Annotated in this window: 17 protein-coding genes; 6 read left to right on the top strand and 11 right to left on the bottom strand. The window is 70.6% G+C overall.

What is annotated here, in order from left to right:
• Window positions 1-9: 9 nt before the first annotated feature.
• Window positions 10-996, bottom strand: a complete 987-nt coding sequence (locus ACZZ97_RS12190) for a glycerophosphodiester phosphodiesterase family protein (protein WP_463473333.1) — start codon at window positions 994-996, stop codon at window positions 10-12.
• A 243-nt stretch (window positions 997-1,239) separates the two neighbouring features.
• Here ACZZ97_RS12190 and ACZZ97_RS12195 point away from each other — a divergent pair, with 243 nt between their 5' ends.
• The gene (locus ACZZ97_RS12195) at window positions 1,240-2,085 is read left to right on the top strand and encodes a Bax inhibitor-1/YccA family protein (protein ID WP_314101910.1); all 846 of its coding nucleotides are present in this window, start codon (window positions 1,240-1,242) and stop codon (window positions 2,083-2,085) included.
• 349 nt (window positions 2,086-2,434) lie between these two features.
• Here ACZZ97_RS12195 and guaA read toward each other — a convergent pair whose 3' ends face one another.
• The 7 genes from guaA to ACZZ97_RS12230 form a co-directional block, all read right to left on the bottom strand.
• Window positions 2,435-4,021, bottom strand: a complete 1,587-nt coding sequence (gene guaA, locus ACZZ97_RS12200; protein ID WP_123547738.1) for a glutamine-hydrolyzing GMP synthase — start codon at window positions 4,019-4,021, stop codon at window positions 2,435-2,437.
• Window positions 4,018-4,461 carry a DUF3817 domain-containing protein gene (locus ACZZ97_RS12205; RefSeq protein WP_123547737.1) on the bottom strand — a complete coding sequence of 148 codons (444 nt, stop codon included), beginning with the start codon at window positions 4,459-4,461 and terminating at the stop codon, window positions 4,018-4,020. The genes guaA and ACZZ97_RS12205 overlap by 4 nt, the downstream gene beginning before the upstream one ends.
• A 99-nt stretch (window positions 4,462-4,560) precedes the next feature.
• Entirely contained in the window at window positions 4,561-5,376 is an 816-nt protein-coding gene (locus ACZZ97_RS12210; protein WP_463473334.1) for an SURF1 family protein, read from the bottom strand.
• A gap of 125 nt (window positions 5,377-5,501) precedes the next feature.
• A complete protein-coding gene (locus tag ACZZ97_RS12215) occupies window positions 5,502-7,016 on the bottom strand; it encodes a cation:proton antiporter (protein ID WP_314103015.1) in 1,515 nt (504 codons plus the stop codon).
• Window positions 7,017-7,022: 6 nt separating this feature from the next.
• Window positions 7,023-7,535, bottom strand: a complete 513-nt coding sequence (locus ACZZ97_RS12220) for a cation:proton antiporter regulatory subunit (protein WP_233569095.1) — start codon at window positions 7,533-7,535, stop codon at window positions 7,023-7,025.
• Between the two features lie 231 nt (window positions 7,536-7,766).
• Window positions 7,767-9,626 (bottom strand): glycerol-3-phosphate dehydrogenase/oxidase, encoded by a 1,860-nt coding sequence (locus tag ACZZ97_RS12225; protein ID WP_463473335.1) that lies wholly within the window; start codon window positions 9,624-9,626, stop codon window positions 7,767-7,769.
• Window positions 9,627-9,743: 117 nt separating this feature from the next.
• The gene (locus ACZZ97_RS12230) at window positions 9,744-10,865 is read right to left on the bottom strand and encodes a GuaB3 family IMP dehydrogenase-related protein (RefSeq protein ID WP_123547732.1); all 1,122 of its coding nucleotides are present in this window, start codon (window positions 10,863-10,865) and stop codon (window positions 9,744-9,746) included.
• 283 nt (window positions 10,866-11,148) lie between these two features.
• On the opposite strand from ACZZ97_RS12230, the gene ACZZ97_RS12235 reads away from it, so the two are divergent.
• Window positions 11,149-12,102: a hypothetical protein gene (locus ACZZ97_RS12235; protein WP_463473336.1), complete on the top strand. Its 954-nt coding sequence runs from the start codon at window positions 11,149-11,151 to the stop codon at window positions 12,100-12,102.
• Between the two features lie 74 nt (window positions 12,103-12,176).
• Here ACZZ97_RS12235 and guaB read toward each other — a convergent pair whose 3' ends face one another.
• Window positions 12,177-13,679, bottom strand: coding sequence for an IMP dehydrogenase (guaB, locus tag ACZZ97_RS12240; protein ID WP_314103123.1), 1,503 nt, complete (start codon window positions 13,677-13,679; stop codon window positions 12,177-12,179).
• A gap of 377 nt (window positions 13,680-14,056) precedes the next feature.
• On the opposite strand from guaB, the gene ACZZ97_RS12245 reads away from it, so the two are divergent.
• The 4 genes from ACZZ97_RS12245 (at window position 14,057) to ACZZ97_RS12260 (ending at window position 18,261) form a co-directional block, all read left to right on the top strand.
• Complete coding sequence (locus ACZZ97_RS12245) at window positions 14,057-15,322, top strand: branched-chain amino acid ABC transporter permease (protein WP_463473805.1); 1,266 nt, start codon at window positions 14,057-14,059, stop codon at window positions 15,320-15,322.
• A gap of 11 nt (window positions 15,323-15,333) precedes the next feature.
• On the top strand, window positions 15,334-16,320 hold the full coding sequence (locus ACZZ97_RS12250) for a branched-chain amino acid ABC transporter permease (protein ID WP_123547729.1): 987 nt from the start codon (window positions 15,334-15,336) through the stop codon (window positions 16,318-16,320).
• Window positions 16,321-16,414: 94 nt separating this feature from the next.
• A complete protein-coding gene (locus ACZZ97_RS12255; protein WP_314103128.1) occupies window positions 16,415-17,482 on the top strand; it encodes an ABC transporter ATP-binding protein in 1,068 nt (355 codons plus the stop codon).
• Between the two features lie 17 nt (window positions 17,483-17,499).
• A complete protein-coding gene (locus tag ACZZ97_RS12260) occupies window positions 17,500-18,261 on the top strand; it encodes an ABC transporter ATP-binding protein (protein WP_123548291.1) in 762 nt (253 codons plus the stop codon).
• A gap of 644 nt (window positions 18,262-18,905) precedes the next feature.
• Here ACZZ97_RS12260 and ACZZ97_RS12265 read toward each other — a convergent pair.
• Together ACZZ97_RS12265 and ACZZ97_RS12270 are read right to left on the bottom strand one after the other, a co-directional pair.
• Entirely contained in the window at window positions 18,906-19,493 is a 588-nt protein-coding gene (locus tag ACZZ97_RS12265) for a hypothetical protein (protein WP_463473337.1), read from the bottom strand.
• Window positions 19,490-20,239, bottom strand: coding sequence for an ABC transporter substrate-binding protein (locus ACZZ97_RS12270; protein WP_463473338.1), 750 nt, complete (start codon window positions 20,237-20,239; stop codon window positions 19,490-19,492). The genes ACZZ97_RS12265 and ACZZ97_RS12270 overlap by 4 nt, the downstream gene beginning before the upstream one ends.
• Window positions 20,240-20,274 lie beyond the last annotated feature (35 nt).

Here is a 20,274-nt window from a genome sequence, read left to right on the forward strand (position 1 = left end):
CGCTCGAGGTCAGAGCCCCTCGCGCACCGCGACCGCCCGCTCGGGATGGTCGGCGAAGACCCCGTCGAGGCCCAGCGCCATCAGGTCGGCGAACTCCGACTCCCAGTCGCCCTCCGCCTCCTTGCCGCCGGCCTGGCGGTTGCCCTTCGCGAGGAACGCGTTCTCGATCCGCAGGGTCCAGGCGAACACGTCGAGACCGACTGCGTGCGCGCGGTCGACGAGCTCGGGCCGGGTCTCGCCGGAGGGGTGCAGCAGCATCGCCTTGTCGAACGACACCCCGTGCAGGCCCGCCTCGACCAGGGCCGTCAGCGACGACTCGTCGAGCTGGTCGGCGTAGGTCGGTGCCGCCGAGCCGAGCCGGGCGACCTGGTCGGCCGCCGAGCCCGCCTTCTCGACGAGCCAGACGAGGCTGCCGCCGACTCCCCTGTCGCGCAGCTGCCACAGCACGGTCTGCTCGAAGCTCTCGACGGTGAGGCGCGAGTCGTCCGCCCAGCCGTGCTCGGCTAGCTCGGCGGCGACGAGCTCGTCGAGGGGCAGCCCGAGCGCCTCGAAGTGCTGGGCGTGCTTCACCTCGGCGACGAGGCCCACCTCGCGCGGGGCGTCGTCGAGCAGCCGCAGCAGGTCGCTCAGCCGCTGGATGCCGCCCTCCCCGTCGTGGGCGGCGCTGAGCGGACGCAGGTGCGGCAGGCGCTCGCGCACGGTCAGGGTGCTGAGCTCGGCCCAGGTGAAGTCCTCGGTGAACCAGCCCGCCACCTCCTTGCCCTCGATCTGCTTGGTGGTGCGCCGGTCGGCGAATTCCGGGTGGTCGGAGACGTCGGTCGTGCCCGAGATCTCGTTCTCGTGCCGCAGCACGAGCACGCCGTCGCGGGTCGGCACGATGTCCGGCTCTATCGCGTCGGCGCCCAGCTCGATCGCGAGGCGGTAGGCCGCCTCCCCGTGCTCGGGCCTGTGCCCGCTGGCTCCGCGGTGGGCGATGACGAGGGGGCGAGGCGACATGGCAGCCACGGTACCGGCGGCGGGTGACGGACGAGGAGGCGTGGCGTCGGCACGCAGCTGCACCCCGGTCCCGAGACGGTGCAACCCTGCAGCCGGTGCACGTTCGCCTGCCGCGAATACGGGCCTCATCAGGCAAATCCCCAGCCCTCCCCTGGCCGACACCCGTTAGCCTCTTCTCAACGGCGACGCAGCACACAGCACCTCGCGTCGCGACCACGTCTCACGACCAGAAGAGGAACTCCCTTGGCATTCTCGAATCCCGGCTTCAGCTCGTCGCCGGCCTTCTCGGAGAAGGGCGCCGCCGTCATCCGGCAGGAGCGCGCCGCAGCGGGACAGCGCCCCGTCGAGTACAACGGCATGACCGCCGAGCAGCTGCAGGATCTCTACACGCAGCCCGCCGCCGGCCCCGTCGAGACCGACCGCATGACCTACGAGGACACGATCGTCAAGACGGTCATCGCCTTCGCGCTCGTCGCGGTGGGAGCAGCCGTCGGCTGGTTCATCCCCGCCCTGGCGTTCGTCGGCGCGATCGCGGGCTTCGTGCTCGCCCTCGTCAACATCTTCAAGAAGCGGCCCTCGGCCGGCCTCGTGCTCGCCTACTCGGCAGCGCAGGGCCTGTTCGTCGGTGGCATCTCCGCGATCTTCGAGCAGATCTACCCCGGCATCGCCGTGCAGGCCCTGCTCGGGACGGGCTCCGTCTTCGTCGTCACCCTGCTGCTCTTCAAGAGCGGAAAGGTCCGCGAGTCGGCGAAGGCCACCAAGATCTTCATGGTCGCGATGGTCGGCTACGCGCTGTTCTCGCTGGTCAACGTCGGCCTCATGCTCTTCGGCGTCAACGACCAGCCGTTCGGCCTCCGCAGCGAGCCGATCCCCGGCACCAACATCCCGATCGGTGCAGCCCTCGGCGTCCTCGTGATCCTCATGGCCGCCTACTCGCTGGTGCTCGACTTCACGAACATCAAGACGGGTGTCGAGCGCGGCGCCCCGCGCATCTACGGCTGGTCGGCCGCCTTCGGCCTGGTCATGACCGTCGTGTGGCTGTACGTCGAGATCCTGCGTCTCCTCGCCATCCTGCGAGGCAACGACTAGCAGGCCAGCGACACCAGGAGGCGGGGCTCGTTCCGAGAGGGACGGGCCCCGCCTCTCTGTGTTCGAGGGGTTCTGTGCGCGGGCGGCGGGGGCCGTGCGCGGGCGCCCTCGGCCCCGCGGACCCGTGCCTAGGTAGGCGAGAAGGGACGTCGTACCGGTGGGCCCACCGGTACGACGTCCCTTCTCGCCTAGGACGCGGTGCGAGGCTGCCCGCAGGCTCGCACCGCGCCTCAGCACGCTTCGCAGAGGCGTCTGCGGAACGCGATGCTCAGCTCCTACTGGTGGGCACCGGGGTCGCAGGCTCCCCCGGAATGAGCGGGTTCGATGCTCCGCATCGAGACCCACCCGCTCATTCCCACTCGATGGTGCCCGGCGGCTTCGACGTGACGTCGAGCACGACGCGGTTGACGCCGTCCACTTCGTTCGTGATGCGGTTCGAGATCTTGGCGAGCACGTCGTAGGGCAGGCGCGTCCAGTCCGCCGTCATGGCGTCCTCCGACGAGACCGGGCGCAGCACGATCGGGTGGCCGTAGGTGCGGCCGTCGCCCTGCACGCCCACCGAGCGGACGTCGGCGAGCAGCACGACGGGGCACTGCCAGATGTCGCCGTCGAGGCCGGCGGCGGTCAGCTCGGCACGCGCGATGGCGTCGGCGTGGCGCAGCAGCTCGAGGCGCTCGTGCGTCACCTCGCCGATGATGCGGATGCCGAGGCCGGGCCCGGGGAACGGCTGGCGGCCGACGATGACCTCGGGCAGGCCGAGCTCGCGGCCGATGGCCCTGACCTCGTCCTTGAAGAGGGTGCGGAGCGGCTCGACGAGCTCGAACTGCAGGTCCTCCGGCAGGCCGCCCACGTTGTGGTGGCTCTTGATGTTCGCGGTGCCCGTGCCGCCGCCGCTCTCGACGACGTCGGGGTAGAGCGTGCCCTGCACGAGGAACTTGACGTCGGACTCGCCCTCGGCCGCGGCCTCGAGCACGAGCGCCTCGGCGGCGCCCTCGAAGCTGCGGATGAACTCGCGCCCGATGATCTTGCGCTTCTGCTCGGGGTCGGTGACGCCGGCGAGCGCGTCGAGGAACTGCTGCTCGGCGTCGACCGTGACGAGGCGGACGCCCGTCGAGGCGACGTAGTCCTCCTCGACCTGGCGGCGCTCGTCGGCACGCAGCAGGCCGTGGTCGACGAACACGCAGACGAGCTGGTCGCCGACCGCCTCGTGGACGATGGCGGCCGCGACGGCCGAGTCGACGCCTCCGGAGAGACCGCAGATCACGCGCGACGAGCCGACCTGCTCGCGGATGCGGGCGACCTGCTCGGCGATGACGTTGCCGCTGTTCCAGTCGGCGGGGATGCCGGCGGCGCGGTGCAGGAAGTTCTCGAGCACGGCCTGGCCGAACGACGAGTGCTTGACCTCGGGGTGCCACTGCACGCCGTAGAGCTTGCGGGCGTCGCTCGAGAAGGCGGCGACCGGGGTCGCGGCGCTCGACGCGAGCACGTCGAAGCCCTCAGGCGCCTTCGACACGGAGTCGCCGTGGCTCATCCACGTCGTCTGCGAGGTCGGCTGCCCCGAGAGCAAGGTGCTGTCGCCCTCGGCGAGGGTGACGTCGGTCGCGCCGTACTCGCGCTGACCTGTGCGCGAGACCTCGCCGCCGAGGGCCTTGGCCATCGCCTGGAAGCCGTAGCAGATGCCCAGCACGGGCACGTCGAGCTCGAGGATCGCGGGGTCGAGACCCGGCGCGCCCTCTTCGTAGACGCTCGACGGGCCGCCGCTGAGCACGATGCCGACGGGGTTCTTCGCCGCGATCTCGGCGGCGGTGATCGTGTGCGGCACGATCTCGGAGTAGACGTTGGCCTCCCGCACGCGACGCGCGATCAGCTGCGCGTACTGCGCACCGAAATCGACGACGAGGACGGGGCTCTGGGCCGTCTCGGTGGCTTCTGTCACGCGGGGGCTCCCTGGGTGCTAGGGGTGGGCTCGGCGACCAGCGCTGCGTGCTCACGCATCGCCAGCTTGGTCATGTGGCTCTCGACGAAGAACGAGAGGAACGGCACGACGCCGCCGAGCGCGATGATGATGAACCGCGAGAACGGCCAGCGCATCAGGCTCCAGAGGCGGAAGTCGGCGAAGAGGTAGACGACGTAGAGCCAGCCGTGCGCGATCAGGATGGCGGTCGACAGGTTGAAGCCGGTGGTGATCGAGTCGACGGGCACGAGGAACCCGCCCTCGCCGCCCAGCTGCATCTCGAGCTGCAGGGGCGTGTACTTGAAGGCCATCTCGAAGACGAGCAGCAGCAGCATCACGCCGGTGACGTAGGCGGAGATCTTGTAGAACTTGACGGCACCCGGGATCTTCGGGATGTCGCGTTGCCGGGGCTTCAGGGGCATGGCCTCGATCCTACCCGCGGAGGCGGCGGGGCCAGGGCGGGGTCGGTCGTCGTCGAGCCAGCGCAGGAGGCGCGGGTCGACCACCGCAGGAGGAGCGGGTCAGGAGGCGGTCCCGGCCTCGAGCCGCGCCTCCTCGGCCTCGTCGACGTCACGCTCGAACCGGTCGCGCACCAGCCGGAACCACAGGAAGATCGCGAAGCCGGCGAACACGACCCACTCGATCGCGTAGAAGACGTTCAGCCAGTTGAGCGAGCGGTCGCTCTCGGGCGCCACCGAGTCGATGGCGGCGAGGCCGTCGACCGGGTCGGCCGAGACGACGTAGCCGGAGTACACGTCGCCGTCGAGGTCGGCCCACTCGTTGACGAGCATGGGCACCGACACGACGTTCTCGCGGCCGCCCTTGAAGTCACCGTCGGAGGGCTGGTCGCTCGGCATGTACCGACCGGTCACGGTGACCGTTCCCGTCGGCACGGCGCGCTCGGCGGCCTCGGCACCGCCCTCGTCGTTGCTCCAGCCGAGGGCCACGACGACCGACGACCCGTCGACGTCGTCGACGAGACGGCCGATCAGCCACGAGCCGGGGTCGCCGCCGTTGTAGCGGTCGACGACGACGCGGTAGTCGTCGGGCGCGAACTGCCCGGTGAGCGTGACCATCTGCCCGCCGACGCGGTCGTAGAACGGCGACTGCGGGTCGACGACGTCGCTGAGCACCTTGACCGTCTCGGTCCCGGGGTTGACCTCTTGCCCGCTCTCGACGCTGCGCTCGATCTGCCAGTGGCCGAGCCAGGCGAAGATGCCCGAGATGACGAGGCAGAGGGCGAGCATCGCGATCCAGCGGGGGCGCCGGGCGACCTCCCACATGGAGGCGGGCACGTCGACGTCGCGCGAGACGGGAGGGTTCTCGGTGCGGGTCACGAGCCCGATGGTACCTGCGCCCCCGCGGGAGCCTGCTGGGTGCCTACCGTGCGCGCGACCTGCATCGGGACCTGGTCAGCACCCGGCGTCAGCGCTCGGGGTCAGTACTCGGGCTCGACTCGGGGTCAGTACTCGGGGTCGCGCTGACGCGTGGCCCGCTGGTCGGACTGCTGACCGGCCTGGTCGGCGAGGATCGCGGCCCGGGCCCTGTCCTGCTCGTCGAGGTCGTCGTAGTCCGCGGCGTCGGCATCGGCGTCGGCCTCCGCTGCCGCCTCGGCGGCAGCGCGCTCGCGCGTGCCGAGCAGGGCCTCTTCGTCGTCGGCGTCCGCCTCGGCACTGCGGCCGCTGCCGTCGCCCTGGCGCGAGGCGCCCGGCTCGTCCCCGGCGAGCGCCGCCTCCATCAGGGCGATCTCCTCCGAGTGGCGCGCGTCGCGTTCGAGGCGCCGGGCCTCGCTCGCCTCGCGCTCGGCCCGCCGGCGGGTGCGCAGCACGACCCCGCCGATCCGCTCGGAGTTGGAGGCGAGCACCGGGCCGAGCACCGCCATGATCAGGACGTACAGCCCCGCGAACGGCTGCAGACGTTCGTCGAGCCCGGCGCCGGCCGAGAGGGTCGCGAGGATCAGGGCGAACTCACCTCTGTTCTGCAGGATCACGGCGGTGTTGATGCCCGCCTGCGGCCCGAGCTTGTTGAGCCAGGCGACGAACTGGCCCGCGATCACGTTCAGGGCGATCGTGATGCCGACCGCGATCGCGACGGGCCCGAGCACGCTCGGGAACAGCGACGGGTTGAGGCCGAGGCCGAAGTTGAGGAAGAAGAAGGCGCCGAAGACGTCGCGCATCGGCAAGGCGAACTGCTCGACCCTGTTGCGGTAGCGCGTCGCGCCGATGATCAGGCCGATGAGGAACGCGCCGATCGCGTCGGTCACGCCGAGGATCTCGCCGAGGCCCGCGAAGAGCACGGCGAGGCCGAAGAACAGCACCGTGAAGAGCTCGTCGTCGCGGGTCCGCATCAACTTCGACACGACGGCGCCGCCCCATCTCGCCACCGCGAACATCGCGACGAGGAACGCGAAGGCGACCACCAGCTTGAGCACGACCGGCAGCGGGTCGGTCTCGCCGCTGAGCACCACCGACACGATCGCCAGGTAGATGGCGATGAAGATGTCCTCGACGACGGTGACGCCCAGGATCATCGGCGTCTCGCGGTTCGCCAGGCGGTTCAGCTCGATCAGCAGCTTCGTGACGATCGCGCTCGACGACGTCGCCGTCATGCCGGCGATGATCAGCGCCTCGCGCGTGCCCCAGCCGAGCATGAAACCGAACACCAGGCCGACGCCCATGTTGACGGCGATGTAGCTGCCGCCCGAGACGATCAGGCGACCCGCGTTCGAGAAGAACTCGTCCTGGTCGAACTCGAGGCCGAGGTTGAACAGCAGCAGGATGAGCCCGAAGATCGCGATGAGCTCGATGTTGTGCGAGTCGAAGCTGATCGGGAACCAGCCGGTGTTCGTGCTCGCCAGCAGGCCGACGATCATGTAGATCGGGATGGACGGCAGGCCGATCAGCTTGCCTGCCCTGCCCAGCCCGTAGGCGATCAGCAGCAGGACGCCGAGGACGACCAGCTCCTCACCCAGGTGCACCGGCGATCAGCTCCCGGGCGGGGCGTCGACCGGGCTGCGGTGGCGCAGCTCGCCCGTGCGGTACCAGGCGAAGGCCTTGGCGACCTTCTCGGGGCTGCCGGCCACGACGAGGGTGTCGCCCGGGAAGACCTTGAAGTCGCCCGACGGCGCCGGGTTCGCCGCGTCACCTCGCACGACCGCGACGACCGTGAGGCCGACGACCCCCTTGGCACCGAGGTCGCCGAGCGGCTGGCCGGCGATGTGGTCGTCGTAGTCGACCGTGAACCAGTCGATGCTGAGGCCGGGGATCTGGTCGAGCGCCGACAGGGACTCGGTGATGCGCGTGCCGCCGAGCAGCTCGGCGAGCGTGTGCGCCTCGTCCTCGCTGAGGCGGAGGGACACCTTCTTGACGTCGGCGCCGTCGGCGTCGTCGCTGAACGTGATCAGGTCGCTGTGGCCCGATCGGTGCGTGATGACCCCGCACTTGCCGCCGTCGTCGGTGACGAAGGTGTGCAGCACGCCCACACCGGGGAGCTTCACTCGACGCACATCAGCCATGGTCCGACTCCAGGTCACTCAGGGGCAGTCGTCTCAGCTTAGCGACGGGCACGGACGCGGTCACCGGGCTGCTCACGCGGTGGACAACCCGCGCCTCTCCCCCGGTGTTCCCGGAACGATGCGGTGTTCTCGACGGGCGGACGCAGGAGGCGCGGTGCCCGACCAGCGGGCACCGCGCCTCCTGCAGCCTGGTCGCGTCGCGACCTCGGGGTGCTAGCTCGAGCGGCCGCCCGGGGCGTCCGCCGACGTGTCGTCGCCGGGCGTGCCCGCGGGCTCCACGACGTCCTCGTCGGGCTTCGGCGCACCGCCCTGGTCGGCGCCGGGCACCACCATGTCGTCCTCGTCGAACCCGAAGGTGATGTCGGGGGCCTCGAGGCGGACCCGGTCGGCGGACTCGTCGTCGGGCTCGAGCTGGCTCGCGCGCTCTGCCGCGACGCGCTTGAGGTAGTTGCCGACCTCCTCCTCGGTCTCGGCGTCGGACCAGCCGAGCACCTCGGCCATCAGCTTCGCGGCGACGGGAGCGGCGGACTCGCCCCTGTCCCACGCCTCGATCGAGATGCGGGTGCGCCTGGCCAGCACGTCCTCGAGGTGGAGGGCGCTCTCGTGGCTGGCCGCGTAGACGACCTCGGCCCCGATGTAGTCGTCGGCACCCGGCAGGGGCTCGGCCAGCTCGGGACGCTCCCGGACCAGCGCGAGGACCTCGTCGGTCAACGTCCCGTAGCGGTTCAGCAGGTGCTCGACCCGCACCTTGTGGACGCCGAGCTGCTTCGCGATCTTGCCGCGCTTGTTCCAGGCGGCGTGGTAGCCCTCGGCGCCGAGCAACGGGATCTCCATCGTCGTGCTCTCGGGGATGCGGCCGTCGAGCGCGGCGACCGCCTCGTCGATCGCGTCCTCGGCCATCACTCGGTAGGTCGTCCACTTGCCGCCGGCGACGACCACGAGGCCGGGCACCGTGTGTGCGACGATGTGCTCGCGCGACAGCTTCGAGGTCTGGTCGGACTCGCCGGCCAGCAGGGGGCGGAGACCGGCGTAGACGCCCTCGACGTCGTCGCGGGTCAGCGGCACGGCCATGACCTTGTTGACGTGCTCGAGGATGTAGTCGATGTCGGCCGCCGTCGCCGCCGGGTGCGCCTTGTCGAGGTCCCAGTCGGTGTCGGTCGTGCCGACCAGCCAGTGGCGGCCCCACGGGATGACGAACAGGACGCTCTTCTCGGTGCGGAAGATCATGCCCATGTCGGAGTGGATGCGGTCGCGGGGCACCACGAGGTGCACGCCCTTCGACGCTCGGACCTTGAACTGGCCCCGCTCGCCGACCATGGCCTGCGTGTCGTCCGTCCAGACGCCGGTCGCGTTGACGACCTGCTTCGCACGGATCTCGAAGTGCTCGCCCGTCTGGTAGTCGTGCGCCTTCACGCCGACCACGCGCTCGCCGACCTTGACGAACCCCTCGACCCGCACGCGGCTGGCGGCGTGGGCGCCGTAGCTCGACGCCGTGCGCACGAGCGACGAGACGTAGCGGGCGTCGTCGACCTGGGCGTCGTAGTACGTGAGGCCGCCGACGACCGCGTCCTTCGAGAGGCTCGGGATCGCCCGGAGCACCTGCGTCTTGCTCAGGTGGCGGTGGTGGGGCACCCCGGGCGGACGCCCGCCCGTCCAGCTGAAGATGTCGTACAGGGCCATGCCGGCGCCGATGTAGAAGCGCTCGTAGACCGGCTTGCTCAGGGGGTAGAGGAACCGCACGGGCTTGACGAGGTGCGGCGCGAGGCGCTGCAGCAGCAGGCCGCGCTCGATCAGGGCCTCGCGCACGAGGCGGAAGTTGAGCTGCTCGAGGTAGCGGATGCCCCCGTGCACCAGCTTCGACGAACGGCTCGAGGTGCCGGAGCCCCAGTCGCGGGCCTCGACGATGCCGACGTTCAGGCCCCGCGTCACCGCGTCGAGGGCAGAGCCTGCCCCGACGATGCCGCCCCCGATCACGAGGATGTCGAGCTCTTCGGTCTTCAGCGCCTGGACGGCGCGCTCGCGCTCGTCTGGCCCGAGCTTCGCGGAGAGGGATTCGGTCGCGGTCGTGGCCATGCGGTGCCTCCATCGTCGGATCGGTCGCGGGCCCGAGGACCCGTGCATGCGACCATCCAACGCCCGATCAGCTGGCAGCGCCAGGTGAGATCGGGGCGCCTGGGGAGGCGACGTCGCCTAGTGCGGCTGGTAGGGAGCGACGACGACCTCGCTGCGCTGGAACTCCTTGAGGTCGCTGTAGCCGGTCGTCGCCATCGAACGACGGAGCGCGCCGATGATGTTGGCCTGGCCGTCGACCGAGTCGGCCGGTCCGTAGAGGATCTTCTCGAGCGTGCCGACCTGGCCCACGTGGACGCGACGGCCCCGCGGCAGCTCGGGGTGGTGCGCCTCGGCGCCCCAGTGGAACCCGCCGCCGGGCACATCGGTGGCTCGGGCCAGCGCGGCGCCCAGCATGACCGCGTCGGCGCCGCAGGCGACGGCCTTCACGATGTCGCCGGAGGTGCCGAGCCCGCCGTCGGCGATGACGTGGACGTAGCGACCGCCCGACTCGTCGAGGTAGTCGCGACGAGCACCGGCGACGTCGGCGACCGCGGTCGCCATCGGAGCGTGGATGCCCAGGGAGGCGCGGGTCGTGCTGGCGGCACCGCCGCCGAACCCGACGAGCACGCCCGCCGCGCCCGTGCGCATGAGGTGCAGCGCCGACGTGTACGTGGAGGCGCCTCCCACGATGACCGGCACGTCGAGTTCGTAGATGAACTTCTTGAGGTTGAGCGGCTCGGTCGTCTTCGACACGTGCTCGGCCGACACCGTCGTGCCGCGGATGACGAAGAGGTCGACGCCGGCGTCGACGACCGTCTGGTAAAGGTCTTGCGTGCGCTGCGGGCTCAGCGAACCGGCGACGGGGACCCCGGCGGCACGGATCTCGGCGATGCGCGCCGTCACCAGCTCGGGCTTGATCGGCTCGGCGTAGATCTGCTGCATGCGGGCGACCGTCTCGTCCTCGGGCAGCCCGCGGATCTCGGCGAGCACCGCCTCCGGGTCGTCGTAGCGCGTCCAGACGCCCTCGAGGTCGAGGACGCCGAGGCCCCCGAGCTCGCCGATGCGGATGGCCGTCGCCGGGCTCACGACCGAGTCCATCGGCGCCGCGATGATCGGCGACTCGAAGTGGAACGCGTCGATCGACCAGCTGACGGACACGTCTCGGGGGTCGCGGGTGCGCCGGCTCGGGACGATCGCGATGTCGTCGAACGCATAGGCGCGGCGCGCGCGCTTGGAAACGCCGATCTCTACCTCAGTCACGCCGCAACCCTACCGGAGGCGCGGGCCGGCCCCCCGGGGCCCGCCTGCCAGCGCCGCCACGCGCTGCCCCGCCCCGGCGCTGCTCGCCCCGCGCGCGTCGCCCTGCACGGGCGTCAGGGGACGTGGCAGGCGTGGGCCCGCCCCTGCCGCGTCCCTTGTCACCGCCCGCGGGCGGAACAAGGCGCCCTGCGTGGTCCCTCCACCTCTGCACCCAGCAGCGTGGCTCTCCCCCGGGCTTCGTCGTCGACGCAGCCCGGACTCCCGGTTCCTCCAGGCTCGCGTCATGTCCTCCCTCGCTGTCCACGACCTGTTGCTCGCCCGGGATCTCGCCGCGTCGGGTCGTGACGACCGCGAGCTCGCCCGCGCCTGTGCCTCGGGGACGCTCGTGCGCGTCTGGCCCGGTGCCTACGTCCAGGCCGGCGCGTGGCACACGCTCGACCCACGGGAGCAGCATCGCCGCCGTGCGGTCGCCGCCCTCGTGACCCGCAGGAAGGACGGGCTCCTCCTCTCCCACGAGTCCGCCGCGCTCGTCTGGGGCCTCCCGACATGGGGGTGGCCTGCCGGACCCGTCGAGCTCGTCGACCCGACCGCCCGACGCGGCACGTCGACCGCCCGCCTCCGCGTCCGCGCCTCGCTCCTTCCTCCCGAGGAGCGCGCGACGCGCTCGGGACTCCCGGTCACCTCCCTCGACAGGACCGTCACGGACCTGCTCCTGTCGCGGAGCCGGCTCCAGGCTGTCGTGCTCGCCGACCACCTGCTGCACTCGGGGCTGTCGACGCGCGAGCACCTCCGTGCCCTGCTCGCCGCCCGCCCCGCAGCACGGCGGCGCCGGACGGCGGCCTGGGCCGTCGACTTCGGGGATCCCGGCGGCGAGTCAGCAGGCGAGTCCGTCAGTCGCGTCGTGGCACACGACGCCGGGTTCGTCGCACCCGAGCTGCAGGTCCCGTTCTCCGACGGTGACGGACTCATCGGGGTCGTCGACTTCGCGTTCCGCGTCCCGGACGAACCGGACCGTCTCGTGCTCGGGGAGTTCGACGGTGACGTCAAGTACCGGGGCGCGACGTACCGGCAAGGTCGCACGCCGGAACAGGTCGTCCAGGACGAGAAGTCACGCGAAGACCGTCTCCGTGCCCTGACCTCCACGGCGGGCTTCGTCCGGTGGACGCGCCGAGACATCGCCGACCCCGCGCGACTCACGGACAAGCTGCGCCGTGCAGGCGTCGCGCGGAAGCGATGACGGCGAAAAGGGACGACGTAAGAATGGACCCACCCCTACGTCGTCCCTTTTCGCCTACGGCGCGCGGCGGGGCGCTAGCGGCGGTAGTTGGGCGCCTCGACGACCATCTGCAGGTCGTGCGGGTGGCTCTCCTTGAGACCAGCCGCCGTGATGCGGACGAACTTGCCCTTCGTCTTCAGCTCGTCGACGGTGCGGCCGCCCACGTAGAACATCGACTGGCGCAGCCCGCCGGTGAGCTGGTAGACGACGTTGCCGAGCGCGCCCCGGTAGGGCACCTGGCCCTCGACGCCCTCGGGGATGAGCTTGTCGTCGGTGGGGACGTCGGCCTGGAAGTACCGGTCCTTCGAGTACGATGTGTTCTTGCCGCGGGTCTGCATGGCCCCGAGCGAGCCCATGCCGCGGTAGTTCTTGAACTGCTTGCCGTTCACGAAGACGAGGTCGCCGGGGCTCTCGTCGCAGCCCGCGAGCAGCGAGCCGAGCATGACGGTGTCCGCGCCGGCGACGAGCGCCTTGGCGATGTCGCCCGAGTACTGCAGGCCGCCGTCGGCGATGACCGGCACGCCGGCCTCCCGCGCGGCGAGCGACGCCTCGTACACGGCGGTGACCTGGGGCACCCCGACGCCGGACACGACGCGGGTGGTGCAGATCGAGCCGGGGCCCACGCCGACCTTGATGGCGTCGGCGCCGGCCTCGATGAGCGCCTCGGCGCCCGAGCGGGTCGCGACGTTGCCGCCGATGACGTCGACGGCCGCGAACGACGGGTCGGCCTTGATGCGCTTGATCATGTCGAGCTCGCCGGTGCTCTCGCCGTTTGCGGTGTCGACGACGAGCACGTCGACGCCCGCGTCGCGGAGCGCGCACGCCCGCTTCCAGGCGTCGCCGAAGAAGCCGATCGCGGCACCGACGCGGAGGCGGCCCTCGTCGTCCTTCGTGGCGTCGGGGTACTTCTCGCTCTTGTCGAAGTCCTTCACGGTGATGAGGCCGCGGAGCTTGCCCGACTCGTCGACGAGGGGCAGCTTCTCGATCTTGTGCTGGGCGAAGATCGCGACGGCGGAGTCGGGGTCGACCCCCTCGGAGGCCGTGATGAGCGGTGCCTTGGTCATGACGTCGCGGACGAACGTCGTCTGCATCTCGAACGGCGACACGAAGCGCATGTCGCGGTTGGTGATGATGCCGACGAGCGTGCCGTCGCGCTCGACGACCGGGAGGCCGGAGACGCGGAACTGGCCGCAGAGGGCGTCGACCTCGGCCACGGTCGCGTCCGGCGACGTCGTGACGGGGTTCGTGATCATGCCCGACTCGCTGCGCTTGACCTTGTCGACGTGGGCCGCCTGGTCCTCGATCGACAGGTTGCGGTGGATGATGCCGATGCCGCCCTGCCGGGCCATGGCGATCGCCATGCGCGACTCCGTGACCGTGTCCATCGCGGCGGAGAGCAGCGGGACGGCGACGCGGATGCGCTTGGTGAGGCGCGACGAGGTGTCCGCCTCGCTCGGGATCACGTCCGTGCGCCCCGGGAGGAGCATGACGTCGTCGTACGTGAGTCCGATGAATCCGAACGGATCCGGCTGGTCCATGAGTCCCCTTCGAAGGAGCGAGTGAGGTGGGAGGAGGGAGCACCGGATCGCCGTCGACTCCGGTGATCGATCTTAACCCGGCCCGCGCCTCCTGCATTCCTGGCCCTGACACGCCGAGATCCGGCCAGAAGGACACGATTCGGTGACGAATTTTCGACTCTCGCCTGTGTCCTGCACGAAACACGGCCGACACACAGCGAAAGTATCTTCACCAACGACGGTGAGCCAGCGGCACCCGGGGCATCGCCCCGACTGGCACCTGTCCAGGAGGTTCCGTGAAACCCGACACGACCATCGCACCGCGCGCGCTGCGGCCTGCCCTGATCGTCACCGTCCTCGCGCTGTTGCTCGGCCTCGCCGGCTCCTTCGTCTCGGTGATGCTGGCGCCCGCCGCAGCCCACGCGTCCGGCGGTGCGACCGCCTCGTGCACCGTCGACCCCGCCACCGGCTGCATCCAGGGCAGCATCCGCACCTCGGAGGGCGAGCCCGCGAGCGGGGTCGTCCTGCAGGTGGCCGGCCCCGGCGGCTTCGAGCAGACCGCGGAGGTGGACGGCACCGGCCGCTGGGCGCTGCCCGTCACCGAGGCCGGCCAGTACACGGTCACCCTCGACACGGACTCGCTGCCCGACGGCCAGTTCCTCACCAACGCCGAGCAGGACGAGCGCATGGTGAACGCCACGCTCGGCGCCAACGCGGGCGTGATCTTCCAGCTCAGCGAGACCGAGGGCGCCACCACCGGCGGCGCCCAGGCCTCGTCGTTCAGCTGGGACCGCGTCGCGCAGCAGTTCGCCTCGGGCATCCGCCTCGGCCTGCTGCTGGCCCTCGCGGCCATCGGCCTCTCGCTGATCTACGGCACCACGGGCCTCAGCAGCTTCTCGCACGGTGAGCAGGTCACCCTCGGCGGGCTCCTCGCCTACGTCTTCGCGAACCAGCTCGGCATGAACATCTTCCTGGCGGCGACGCTGACGGTGGTCATCTGTGCCGCGACCGGGTTCCTGCAGGACGCCGCGATCTGGAAACCGCTGCGGAAGAAGGGGCTGAGCCTCACGCAGCTGATGATCGTCACCATCGGTCTCTCGATCGCGCTGCAGTACGCGTTCCAGTACTTCTTCGGCGCCGCGACGGTGCGCATCCAGACGGCCAACCCGACGACGGTCACGCTCGCCGGGGTCACCCTGACGGTGCAGTCGTACGTGGCCATGGGCATCTCGATCGTGGTGCTCGTGCTCACCGGGCTGTTCCTCACGAAGACGCGCACGGGCCGCGCCACCCGCGCCGTCTCGGACAACCCGGCCCTGGCCGCCGCGTCCGGCATCGACGTCGACCGCATCATCCGCCTGGTCTGGACGCTGGCCGCCGGCCTCGCGGGCCTCTCCGGCGTGATGCTCGGCCTCGTGCTCAACGGCGTCAACTGGATGACCGGCCTGCAGATCCTGCTGCTCATGTTCGCGGCCGTCACGCTCGGCGGACTGGGCACCTCCTTCGGGGCGCTCGTCGGCTCGCTCATCATCGGCGTCATCGTCGAGCTCACCAACCTGGTGCTCCCGGGTGACTTCAAGTACGCCACCGCACTGCTCATCCTGATCGTCATCCTGCTGTTCCGGCCGCAGGGCATCTTCGGTCGCGCCGAGCGGATCGGTTGAGGGGAAGAACCATGGACTACGTCATCGACCTCATCCGCCAGCTCACCGGCGAGGCGCTCGCCCCGACCACCGCGGCGTTCGCCCTCGCGGCCATCGGCCTCAACATCCACTTCGGCTTCACCGGCCTGATCAACATGGGCCAGGCGGCTTTCTTGCTCGTCGGCGCCTACGGCTTCGCGATCTCGCTCGTCAACGGCCTGCCCCTCGGGCTGGCCGTGCTCATCGGGCTCGCGGGCGGTCTCGTGTTCGCGCTCATCCTCGGCGTGCCGACGCTGAAGCTGAGGGGCGACTACCTCGCCATCGTGACCATCTGCGCCGCGGAGATCATCCGCATGGTCGGCCGCTCGAGCATCCTCACGGACGTGACCGGCGGCTCCAACGGCATCACGGGCTCGTCGTACCGCGACCCGTTCACCGCCCTGTCGCCGCTGCCGGACGGCCAGACCACGATCCTGTGGTTCACCTACGACAACAACGGCGTCAACGGCTGGTGGATCCGGATCGTCGCCTGGGCGCTCGTGGCCCTGCTCTGCCTCATCGTGTTCCTGCTCAGCCGCAGCCCCTGGGGCCGCGTGCTGAAGGGCATCCGCGAGGACGAGGACGCCGTGCGCAGCCTCGGCAAGAACGTGTTCTCGTACAAGATGCAGGCGCTGGTGTTCGGAGGCGTGATCGGCTCGTTGGCGGGCATCATCTACGTGCTGCCCTCGTCGGTGCAGCCCGACGCCCTCGGCCGCTCGACGACGTTCTTCATCTGGACGGCCCTGCTGCTGGGAGGCGCCGCGACGGTGTTCGGACCGGTGCTGGGGGCGATCCTGTTCTTCGTCGTCCGCCTCCTGATCCGGACCCTGGCAGGCGACTTCATCCCGGCGAGCATCATGAGCAACCAGCAGGCGGACCAGTTCTCCTACGTCCTCGTCGGCATCGCCCTGATGTGCCTCATCATCTTCCGCCCGCAAGGGATCCTCGGGAACAAGAAGGAGTTGTCGTTCAGTGTCTGAGACGAACACGTCGAGCACGACCTCGGCGAACACGACCGGCACGACCGGCGCGGCCGGCCGTCGCGACAAGCCCGGCTACGACTACGACCGCGAGGTGCTGCGCGGCAAGCTCGGCAGCGTCGAGCGCACCCCCGGCTCGGCCAAGCCCGACTCGATACTCACCGTCGACAACGTCGTGCGTCGCTTCGGCGGCATGACCGCCGTCGACGTGCAGCACGTCGAGGTGCAGCGCGGAGCCATCACCGCGCTGATCGGCCCGAACGGCGCCGGCAAGACGACCTTCTTCAACCTGCTCACCGGGTTCGACAAGGCGTCGTCGGCACCGACCACGTTCAAGCGCGGGGCCGACACGGCCAAGTGGGTCTTCGACGGCAAGCCGATGGGCAACGTCGGCGCCGCCAAGGTCGCCCGAGCCGGCATGGTGCGCACGTTCCAGCTGACGAAGGCGCTCTCGCGCCTCACGGTCATGCAGAACATGCTGCTCGGTGCCCGCGACCAGCCCGGCGAGAACTTCTTCGTCGGCATCGTGCCGCCGCTCTGGCGGGCGCGCGAGCGCGAGATCACCATCAAGGCCGAGGACCTGCTGCACCGCTTCAAGCTGCACGAGAAGAAGGACGACTACGCGGGCAGCCTCTCCGGCGGCCAGCGCAAGCTGCTCGAGATGGCCCGCGCCCTCATGAGCGACCCCGAGATGATCATGCTCGACGAGCCGATGGCCGGCGTGAACCCGGCCCTGACGCAGTCGCTGCTCGGCCACATCCAGAGCCTGCGCGACGAGGGCACCACGGTGCTGTTCGTCGAGCACGACATGCACATGGTGCGGCACATCTCGGACTGGGTGATCGTCATGGCCGAGGGCAAGGTCGTGGCCGAGGGCCCGGCCGACACCGTCATGGACGACCAGGCCGTCATCGACGCCTACCTCGGCGCCCACCACGACACCGACCTCGGAGACGACTCGCTGCTGACGGACTCGGTGCTCGAGGAGCTCGAGCAGGAGGTGGCGGCCGAGGACGCGGCCCGCGAGGGCGACGCGACGGGCGCCTCCTCGACGACCGGCTCAGGCGGCACGCCGGGGCGCGACCTGCCCGGCTCCCCCGACCCGTCGACCCCGGCGGCCACGAACGCGGCCGCCGACCAGCAGAGCGGAGACAAGCGATGAGCGCCTCGACGACCGAGATGCACCCCGGCACCGAGAAGTTCGCCGGCATCGAGCCGATCATGAACGCCAGCGACCTCACGGCGGGCTACCTGCCCGGGGTGAACATCCTCAACGGGTGCGACCTGGTCTGCTACCCCGGCGAGCTGATCGGCATCATCGGCCCGAACGGCGCCGGCAAGTCGACGCTGCTCAAGGCCCTGTTCGGCCTCGTCAAGATCCACTCGGGCAGCGTCACGCTCGGCGGCGAGGACATCACGAACCTCAAGGCCAACAAGCTCGTGCAGGCCGGCGTCGGCTTCGTGCCGCAGACGAACAACGTGTTCCCCTCGCTCACCATCGAGGAGAACCTGCAGATGGGGATGTTCCTCCGCCCCAAGCTGTTCGCCGAGCGGCTCGAGTACATCTACGACCTGTTCCCCGTGCTCGGCGACCGCCGCGGCCAGCGTGCCGGGTCGCTCTCGGGCGGTGAGCGCCAGTCGGTCGCGATGGCCCGCGCGCTGATGATGGACCCCAAGGTGCTGCTGCTCGACGAGCCGTCGGCCGGCCTCTCGCCGGTGCGACAGGACGAGACCTTCATCCGCACCCGCCGCATCAACAAGGCCGGCGTCTCGGTCATCATGGTCGAGCAGAACGCCCGTCGGTGCCTGCAGATCTGCGACCGCGGCTACGTGCTCGACCAGGGCCGCAACGCCTACTCGGGCACCGGACGCGAGCTGGCCGACGACCCCAAGGTGATCGAGCTCTACCTCGGCACCCTGGCCAAGGACATGGACTCCTGAGATCGATCTGAGCACCGTCGAAGGCCCCGCACGATCTCGTGCGGGGCCTTCGTCGTGCGGGGCCTTCGTCGTGTGGGGCCTTCGTCGTGCGTGGACGGGGGCGCAGGCGGGCGTGCCCGTGACGGGACCCGGCGCGCCTGGGCTGCACGGCGCCTCCTTCGCTGCCTGAGGCCGGCTGACCGCACCGGCACAGGCACCAGAGCGAGAGAGATGCTCGCGGCCAGCCCTGCAGGTGCTGGCTCCGCGGCCTCGTGCAGCTCGCATCACTCTCAAATTACGGGGGGGGGGGCAGAGCCCGGAGGGAGGAGCGGGGCAGCGTCGAGGAGGCGCGTCCGGGGCACGCAGGGTCCCCCCCGGGCACGCAGGGTCCCCCTGGGCACGCAGGGTCCCCCTGGGCACGCAGGGTCCCCCTGGGCACGCAGGGTCCCCCTGGGCGCGCAGGGTCCCACGGGCGCGCAGACCGGGCCTGTGTGCCGAGGCGGACGCCTGAGCACGGGCAGCATCCTCGGGCGCGCAGGGTCCCCCGGGCGCGCAGACCGGGCCTGTGTGCCGAGGCGGACGCCTGAGCACGGGCCGCATCCCCGGGCACGCAGAGAGGCCCCGGTGCCGCAGCACCGGGGCCTCTCCGTCAGGCAGGGGCCGTGTTACTCGACCTGGCCCTCGACCGCCGTCTGGTAGACGGGGACGTTGTTGTCGTCGAACTTGTAGATGCCGATGAAGGCGCTCGACGGGTCGTTGTTGTCGTCGAACGCACCGATGCCCGAGGGGCCGGTGTAGTGGATGTCGTCGCCGGCCTCGATGGCCGTGACGCACTCCGCGAACGTGGTGCACTCGGTGCCCTCGTCAGCACCGGACACCGCAGCCATGTTGGCCTGGATGGTGCCCGAGTCCGTGCCTCCGCCCTTCACCGCGGCGAGCGCGGCGAGGATGACGGCGTCGTAGGACTCCTGCGCGTACGAGTAGTCGGCCAGGGCCGAGCCCGCGGTGCGCTGGTAGAACTCGGCGAAGCGCGACTGCAGGTCGGTCGACGGGAACGCACCGGGGATGGTGCCCTGGGCGCCGGCGAGGGTGCCCGGGTCGAAGTCCTCGCTGTAGTCGGCCGTGTTGCCGTCCGACATGTAGACCGTGCTGATGTCGGCGCCCTGCGAGATGAGCTCGGGGACGATCGACTTGGTCTCGTCGAAGGCGAGGATGACGATCGCGTCGGGGTTCGTGGCCAGCGCGGCCGTCACCTCGGACGAGAACGTGGTCTGGCCGGGGGGAACTCCTGGCCCTCGCCGGACGCGCCGTAGACGACGGTGCCGCCCGAGGCCTCGATCGACTCCTGGACGGAGTCGCGCAGGCCGGTGCCGTAGGTGTCGTTGAAGACGAGGAACGCGACGTTGGCACGGCCGTCGTTGACGATCTGCGTGCCGAGCGCGCTGCCCTGGACCGAGTCCGGCGGAGCGGTGCGGAAGTAGTACGACGAGTAGCCGCTGAGCGAGGTCGCCGTGTTGGCGGGCGAGATCTCGACGATGCAGGCGGCGGTGAGCTGGTCGATGACGTTGAGCGTGACGCTCGACGACTCGGCGCCGATCGCGACCGGCACCTTCGCGTCGATCAGCTGCGTCGCTGCGGCGCTCGAGACGGTGAGGTCGTTGCTGTCGCCGGAGTCGGTCGCGGGGTCGATCGTGACGTCCTGGCCGAGCACGCCGCCGGCGGCGTTGATGTCCTCGACGGCGAGGCCGACGCCGGCCTCGGCGGGCGGGGCCAGGTAGGCGAGCGTGCCCGTGTTCGGCAGGATCGTGCCGATGCGGAGGGCGTCCTGGCCGGGGCTGCTGGGCGCCTCGCAGGAGGCCGCGGGGTCGGCCTTGGTCGTCGACGACGCGGACGACGACGGGTCGTCGGTCGAGGAAGAAGTGGTGGAACAGGCTGCGAGCAGAACGGAGGCGGCTCCTGCGAGCGCCAGGGCCCTCAGCCCTTTGGTGGATCGGATCATCCGTGGTCCCTTTCATGAAGCGCGTACAGCCGGAC

It is taken from the genome of Frigoribacterium sp. AC512 (genome assembly GCF_979258295.1).

Coding starts and splice junctions, on each gene's coding strand:
- ACZZ97_RS12190 (WP_463473333.1), bottom strand. CDS start 996: ATGTCGCCTCGCCCCCTCGTCATCGCCCACCGCGGAGCCAGCGGGCAC.
- ACZZ97_RS12250 (WP_123547729.1), top strand. CDS start 15,334: ATGGACTACGTCATCGACCTCATCCGCCAGCTCACCGGCGAGGCGCTC.
- ACZZ97_RS12260 (WP_123548291.1), top strand. CDS start 17,500: ATGCACCCCGGCACCGAGAAGTTCGCCGGCATCGAGCCGATCATGAAC.
- ACZZ97_RS12235 (WP_463473336.1), top strand. CDS start 11,149: ATGTCCTCCCTCGCTGTCCACGACCTGTTGCTCGCCCGGGATCTCGCC.
- ACZZ97_RS12205 (WP_123547737.1), bottom strand. CDS start 4,461: ATGCCCCTGAAGCCCCGGCAACGCGACATCCCGAAGATCCCGGGTGCC.
- ACZZ97_RS12225 (WP_463473335.1), bottom strand. CDS start 9,626: ATGGCCACGACCGCGACCGAATCCCTCTCCGCGAAGCTCGGGCCAGAC.
- guaB (WP_314103123.1), bottom strand. CDS start 13,679: ATGGACCAGCCGGATCCGTTCGGATTCATCGGACTCACGTACGACGAC.
- ACZZ97_RS12270 (WP_463473338.1), bottom strand. CDS start 20,239: ATGATCCGATCCACCAAAGGGCTGAGGGCCCTGGCGCTCGCAGGAGCC.
- ACZZ97_RS12245 (WP_463473805.1), top strand. CDS start 14,057: ATGCTGGCGCCCGCCGCAGCCCACGCGTCCGGCGGTGCGACCGCCTCG.